At 43.3% G+C, this 7063-nt stretch carries 5 protein-coding genes; 3 read left to right on the top strand and 2 right to left on the bottom strand.

Annotated features, from left to right (window positions below):
* The first annotated feature begins 381 nt into the window (after nt 1-381).
* The gene (locus ASV53_RS25600; protein WP_164488538.1) at nt 382-543 is read left to right on the top strand and encodes a hypothetical protein; all 162 of its coding nucleotides are present in this window, start codon (nt 382-384) and stop codon (nt 541-543) included.
* A gap of 187 nt (nt 544-730) precedes the next feature.
* Here the strand turns inward: ASV53_RS25600 and gcvT are convergent, their stop codons facing one another.
* Together gcvT and ASV53_RS21525 are read right to left on the bottom strand one after the other, a co-directional pair.
* The gene (gcvT, locus tag ASV53_RS21530; RefSeq protein ID WP_094958617.1) at nt 731-1849 is read right to left on the bottom strand and encodes a glycine cleavage system aminomethyltransferase GcvT; all 1119 of its coding nucleotides are present in this window, start codon (nt 1847-1849) and stop codon (nt 731-733) included.
* Between the two features lie 558 nt (nt 1850-2407).
* Entirely contained in the window at nt 2408-3034 is a 627-nt protein-coding gene (locus tag ASV53_RS21525; protein WP_094958616.1) for a helix-turn-helix domain-containing protein, read from the bottom strand.
* Between the two features lie 535 nt (nt 3035-3569).
* Between ASV53_RS21525 and gcvH the strand changes: the two genes are divergently transcribed.
* The gene (gene gcvH, locus ASV53_RS21520) at nt 3570-3947 is read left to right on the top strand and encodes a glycine cleavage system protein GcvH (RefSeq protein WP_062687656.1); all 378 of its coding nucleotides are present in this window, start codon (nt 3570-3572) and stop codon (nt 3945-3947) included.
* Between the two features lie 169 nt (nt 3948-4116).
* Entirely contained in the window at nt 4117-6996 is a 2880-nt protein-coding gene (gcvP, locus tag ASV53_RS21515; protein WP_094958615.1) for an aminomethyl-transferring glycine dehydrogenase, read from the top strand.
* Nucleotides 6997-7063 lie beyond the last annotated feature (67 nt).

The following is a 7063-nucleotide window of genomic DNA, read 5'->3' as shown; positions in this document are numbered from 1 at the left end:
AGATTAATCACTCTGCTGAATAAAAGTCACCGAGTGCATAGTGACGCATTTTTACTTTTGAAAGAGGATAGAGATAGCAAAGAACAGGGATCAGTAACGCTAAGAAATACCAAGGGAAATAAATTTTCATTAAATATGTTCGATATCAACCAAACTTGATTCTAGGTCTTGTCATTCGTATCGAGAAAAACCTGACACTTCGTTGACATTAACATTTTAGTTAATAATTAATCTAAGTTGATGTCATGTGAGTCTTTTTAGTTTATCTAACCCATTTGTATAAATCGTATGCTCCATTCAGCATACATTCATGGATAAGAGTTAATTATGACCCAAAAGAGCAATCACCAATCATCATCAATAACAAGCAGGCATCATAAAATGAACAGAAGACAATTAAAAGCGCAACAACAAGAAGCAACGATAGCCGCATTAGGTGAATGCTATCGCCGATTAAAAGAAGCGGGAATTAGTGCAAAAGACCTTACACAAGAAGGCTTTCAACTTATGTTTAAATCGGCATATAAAAATGTCTCACATTAAACAACTGTGCTTGCGTAATTTATGTAATAAGTGAATACAGTACTTTTATCATAATTGTATTCACTTCAGGTTACGCAATTCACATTTTTACCATGGTTTAATAGTAATTAAACAGAGAATTAACTAGCAAAAAAAAGAGGCGATAAACGCCCCTCTTTCGTTAATTGATATTCACCAAACTTATACATTAACCACGGTAATAACGCTGTGGTACAAATGGCATTTTCTCAACTGTCATTGGAAGCTTCTTACCACGCACTTCAGCAAAAATTTCTGTACCAATCACTGCACTATCGGTTTTCACGTAAGCCATTGCCACAGGCGCCCCCTTAGATGGACCGAATGTACCACTGGTAACAATACCAATTTCGTTATCAGCCCCATCAAATAGCTTACTACCTTCACGAACAGGTGCTTTAGATTGGCCTAACAAACCAACACGCTTACGAGAAACATCTTTGGTTTTGATTTGCTCAAGTACCAAGTCTGCACCCGGGAAACCACCCGCACGCTCACCGTCAGCACGACGCGCTTTGCTAATACCCCATAATAGGCTTGCTTCTACAGGCGTGGTTGTTGTGTCAATATCGTGGCCATACAAGCACAGACCACACTCAAGACGCAGTGAATCACGTGCACCTAAGCCAATCCATTCCACTTCAGTAAATGCTAACAACTCTCGCGCAAATGCGTCTGCGTTATCATTCGGCACTGAAATTTCATAACCATCTTCACCAGTATAACCAGAGCGGCTTACGTAGCACTCCACGCCAAGTAGTTCGATTTTAGCGGCATCCATGAACACCATGTCGCTCACTGCGGGATTTAAGCGTGCTAACACATCGGCTGCTTTTGGCCCTTGTAGTGCAAGCAAGGCACGATCGTCAATAATCTCTAATTCAACATCTGCTGGAAGATGCGCTTGGATGTGTGCGATATCTTGTTCCTTGCAAGCTGCATTCACTACAACAAAGAGATGATCACCAAAGTTAGTCACCATCAAATCATCTAAGATACCGCCTTGCTCATTGGTGAAGAAGGCATAACGTTGTTTACCCGCTGGCAGATCAATAATGTCTACCGGCACTAACGCTTCAATTGCTTTTGCCGCATCTTTACCATGAAGGCGTACTTGCCCCATGTGTGATACATCAAATAGCCCCGCATGCTCACGGCAATGTAAATGCTCTTTGCGTACACCGAGGGCGTACTGTACAGGCATATCATAGCCTGCAAACGGTACCATTTTTGCGCCCATTTCAATATGAAGAGCGTGTAGCGGTGTAACCAGAAGATCTTGAGACATTTTTCTTTCTCCGTAGGCCGTGCGGCCGTGTTATCCATTACATTATGTGAAGTAGTTTCGCCACTTATCACACTAACTGCCTTACGTTATAGCCGTAAGGTCACGTATTACTGAGGCTTCATTCAAAAGCCCCCCTAAATTATTGTTGATGTTCTACCCAACACATTACACCCAAACCACATTTAGCAGGCTTTGTCTTTTATAAGCCGCAAATTTTGAGAAACCGTGTTGTGATCTAGAGTCCATAACTCAGCAGTGACACCAAAACAAATACTACAGACACAGCAAATCATTAACATTTATCATTACAGAGTTGTTAATGATAATAATCTCATTTACGTAAGTCACTTTACTATAACGAAGGCTATGAAGAAGGCTTAAACGAAGTAATCAGCAACATTCAGCCCAACAGATTATCGAATAAAAAGCGATCATGACCATAGTGATTAGCTAGATTGATCACTAAGGAAATACCCTATTTTTCTTATCAGGATTTTAGCCTGAGAGACTTATCAAAAATCACCTTCCATTCAATGCTAATGGCTGCCTGCGCCATCATTATGAAGCTGTCACCCATAAGATATTCGCATCGTTTTCACTCACTGAAATCAGCATGTGGCCCATATTGGCATCGTAATAAACTGAATCACCTTCGTTTAAATTGACGGGTTCATAAAATTCAGAGAAAAACGTAATTTCACCATTCAGTACCAGTAAGAACTCTTCACCATCGTGACGGATCCAGTCTGGGTAATCACTGAAATGCCGCGCACGTATTTGTGACTTAAATGGCATCATTTTTTTATTGGTTAGCTGAGTCGCTAACAATTCGTGCTCATACGTCGACGTCGGATGAGGCTTACCCTGTTCGACAAGCGTAATATCACGTCGACCAGTCGTTCTGGTTTGACGAGGAGGCGCAAAAAGCTGAGGCATATCAACATTTAAACCTCCAGCCAACTTTTGCATCGCTTGAAAAGTCGGTGAAATTTGTTCGTTTTCAATTTTAGAAAGTGTTGAACGCGCTAATCCCGTTCTTTTACTGGCTTCTTCTAATGTCAGGCCATGCGACATTCGAATTTCTTTTAAACGCTTACCCAGTTGTAAAGGCTCAATTTTGGCCGATTCGCGCTCGCGGGCAACTGTCATTGATGGGTAAATGTCTTGCTGAGTATCCTCACTCATTACGCCCCCTCCTTGGCGGTAAACTGGCTTCATTCTGTCATAGTGAGCATAAAACTAAACCACTTTAGGTGATAAAAACCATGACTTCACTAACAGAATTACAACAAAGTTTCCTATTGGAAACTCATCAGCCTCATTTATCTTTACACCACATTCATTTTTGAGCTGCCTACTTTGCCTGCCACCCATTTTCAATGTAATTTTCACCCGTAAAGCCTTGTAATTCAGCCTAGCACATCAATTTGAACTCAAAACATTTCTGGTATCTAGTGTAGATTTTTCGCGTATTAATTAGCCAAAGCATAACCAAACGCCAATATTGACGCAAACGTTTGCTAATTATTTCCAAGATTAAAGTGGGCAATAATACACTATTGGAAATTTTCGTTTGATAAGCTCTCTATAGCGTTGTATGTTACGCACTTGTTAGGTGCTATTAAGCTGTTCTCAACACCCTAAAAAATAGTATGTCAGCATGAATATCATCAAGCTGATACAAACATTGAAAGCGGATAGATTGCGCAAGGAGTTATAAATGGAAAATACACTGAAGTTCACAGAAAGCCATGAGTGGGTACGCGACAACGGCGACGGCACTATCACTATGGGTATTTCTAACCACGCTCAAGGCCTATTAGGCGATGTGGTATTCGTGGATCTTCCTGATGTTGGCGACTCAACAACTGCAGGCGAGACTTTCTCTCTTGTTGAATCTGTAAAAGCGGCCTCTGACATTTACTCACCAGTGACTGGCGAAATCGTTGAAATCAACGAAGAATTAGAAGATAGCCCAGAGCTTGTCAACGAAGAACCGTACGAAGGCGGTTGGATTGCAAAAATCAAAATTGAAGACGTTGAAGAGCTTGCTAAGCTTATCGACGGTGAGAAATACCTAGAGACTATCGAAGATTAATGCGTATCGGCTTTCTTCGGAAAGCCGTTTTTGTACCTACAACACTATAAATGCATGCTCGTAAATAACGAAATAAGCAGCATTTAGAAGGTGTGACCAAGGTGTTAATTTAAGATTATCCGGCCAGTATCAGCTCACGGTACTGGTAGCAACTGTTCAGGAAAGAACCATGACCGATATGACTCTGCTACATGCCCTCAGTGATGACAACGATTTTGCTGGTCGTCACAATGGCCCAGATTCAGCACAACAAAAAATCATGCTTGAAACCATTGGCGTCGAAAGTGTTGAAAAGCTGATCGAACAAACTGTCCCTGCTGACATTCGTTTACCAGAGCCAATGCAGCTTGACTTGCCACAAAGCGAAGCAGACATGCTTGCTTCACTGAAAAAAATCGCAAGTAAAAACATCATCAACAGGAGTTTTATCGGTCAGGGTTATTACAATACACTTACGCCAAACGTTATTCTGCGTAATGTGCTTGAAAACCCAGGTTGGTATACTGCTTACACGCCTTACCAGCCAGAGATCTCTCAAGGTCGTCTTGAATCACTGTTGAACTATCAACAAATGATCATGGACTTAACAGGCATGGAACTCGCCAATGCTTCGTTACTTGATGAAGCAACCGCAGCCGCTGAAGCCATGACCCTTTGTCAGCGTGCAGGTAAAAACAAAAGCCAAGCATTCTTTGTCTCAAATGACATTCACCCACAAACCGTCGACGTTGTTCGTACCCGTGCTGAATTCATTGGCTTTGAAATTATCACAGGCAATGCAGAAGAACTTGATAACCACGATGTATTTGGTGCCCTACTGCAATACCCAGGCACAACAGGTGAAATCACAGATCTTACCGACATCATTGAAAAAGCACACGCGAAGAAAACACTCGTCACTGTAGCTGCTGATTTACTATCCCTTACCATTTTGAAAGCGCCTGGTGAAATGGGCGCAGATGTAGTCGTAGGTAGTGCGCAACGTTTTGGTGTACCTATGGGCTTTGGCGGCCCACACGCTGGCTTTATGTCTACCAAAGACAAGCACAAACGTACGATGCCGGGTCGTGTTATTGGCGTATCAAAAGATGCCAAAGGTAACCAATCACTGCGTATGGCGATGCAAACCCGTGAGCAGCATATCCGCCGTGAAAAAGCGACATCAAACATTTGTACTGCGCAGGCACTACTGGCTAACATGGCGGCTTTCTATGCCCTTTACCATGGACCAGAAGGCCTACGTAAAATCGGCCGTCGAGTACACCACTTAACGGCAATTCTTGCTGCTGGTTTACGTAATTCAGGCATCGAACTCGCACACGAACGCTTCTTCGATACCCTAACGCTAAACACAGGTAAGAAAACCGCAGAGCTTTACCAAAAAGCACTCGATGCAGGCATTAACCTTCGTAAAGCCGATGCTCAGCTAGGTATTAGCCTTGATGAAACCACCAAGGTGGCAGATGTTGAAGAACTGCTTCACCTTTTGACGGGCAATGCATTAAAAGCATCTATGTTCACGGCTGATATTGCAGCTGACGAATATGCTGCTATTCCTGAAAGCTGTCGTCGTACCAGCGAATACTTAACGCACCCTGTTTTTAATAGCTACCACAGTGAAACGCAAATGATGCGTTACATGAAAAAGCTAGAAAACAAAGACTACTCGCTAACACACGGTATGATCCCGCTAGGCAGCTGTACCATGAAGCTAAACGCTGCCGCTGAAATGATCCCTGTGACTTGGCCTGAATTTGGTGCACTACACCCATTCGCACCAGCCGACCAAACCAAAGGTTACGATGAACTAGCGACTAACCTGTCTAAAATGCTGTGTGAAGTAACAGGCTACGATGCATTCTCGCTACAGCCAAACTCCGGTGCACAAGGTGAGTACGCAGGTCTTATCGCGATTCAGCGTTACCACCAAGCCAATGGTGATAGCCACCGTAATATCTGTTTAATCCCAAGCTCAGCACACGGTACTAACCCAGCGTCTGCGGCGATGGTTTCAATGAAAATTGTTGTTGTAGGCTGTGATGAGCAAGGCAACATCGATGTTGAAGACTTAAAAGCGAAGATCGAAAAACACCGCGAAAACCTATCTTGTATCATGATCACCTACCCTTCTACGCACGGCGTGTACGAAGAAGCAGTACGTGAAGTGTGTGACCTAGTGCATGAAGCGGGTGGTCAGGTATACCTTGATGGCGCGAACATGAATGCACAGGTTGGCCTAACGAACCCTGGCTTTATCGGTTCAGATGTATCGCACCTTAACCTACACAAAACCTTCTGTATTCCTCACGGGGGCGGCGGCCCTGGTATGGGTCCTATTGGTGTGAAATCTCACCTAGCACCTTTCATTCCAGGTCACGTTGAACATGCAGAAAATGATCAGCAGCAATATGCAGTTTCTGCGGCAAACATGGGCTCTGCATCCATCCTGCCAATTTCTTACGCATACATTGCAATGATGGGCGAACAAGGGCTAACAGAAGCCACTAAGCTGGCTATCCTTAACGCAAACTACGTGATGGAGCGTCTACGCCCACACTACCCTGTTCTGTACCGTGGTACTGAAGGCCGTATCGCACACGAATGTATTATCGATATTCGCCCAATCAAAGAAGCGTCTGGTATTTCTGAAGAAGATGTGGCGAAACGCCTGATGGACTTTGGCTTCCACGCGCCAACCATGTCGTTCCCTGTTGCGGGTACATTGATGATTGAGCCAACTGAATCAGAAGATTTAGCGGAACTTGATCGCTTCTGTGATGCGATGATAGCTATCCGTCAAGAAATTGCTCGTGTACAAGAAGGTGAATGGCCACTAGAAGATAACCCACTGGTGAATGCACCGCATACTCAAGTGGATCTGCTAGAGCAAGAATGGGCACACCCATACAGCCGTGAAGTGGCTTGTTACCCATCAGCACAAACCAAAGATGCGAAATACTGGCCGACAGTAAACCGTGTTGATAACGTATTTGGTGACCGTAACCTAATTTGCTCTTGCCCAAGTATCGAAAGTTATATTGAGGATTAATAGTCAATATTAAGGTTAAACCTTAACTATTAACTAAACTCATCAATAAAAGGCGAACCATTTGGTT

This window comes from Photobacterium sanguinicancri (genome assembly GCF_002265265.1).
Lineage (GTDB): Bacteria > Pseudomonadota > Gammaproteobacteria > Enterobacterales > Vibrionaceae > Photobacterium > Photobacterium sanguinicancri.
Note: the sequence above shows the minus strand (reverse complement) of the source record. Positions and strands in the feature narration are given on the sequence as shown.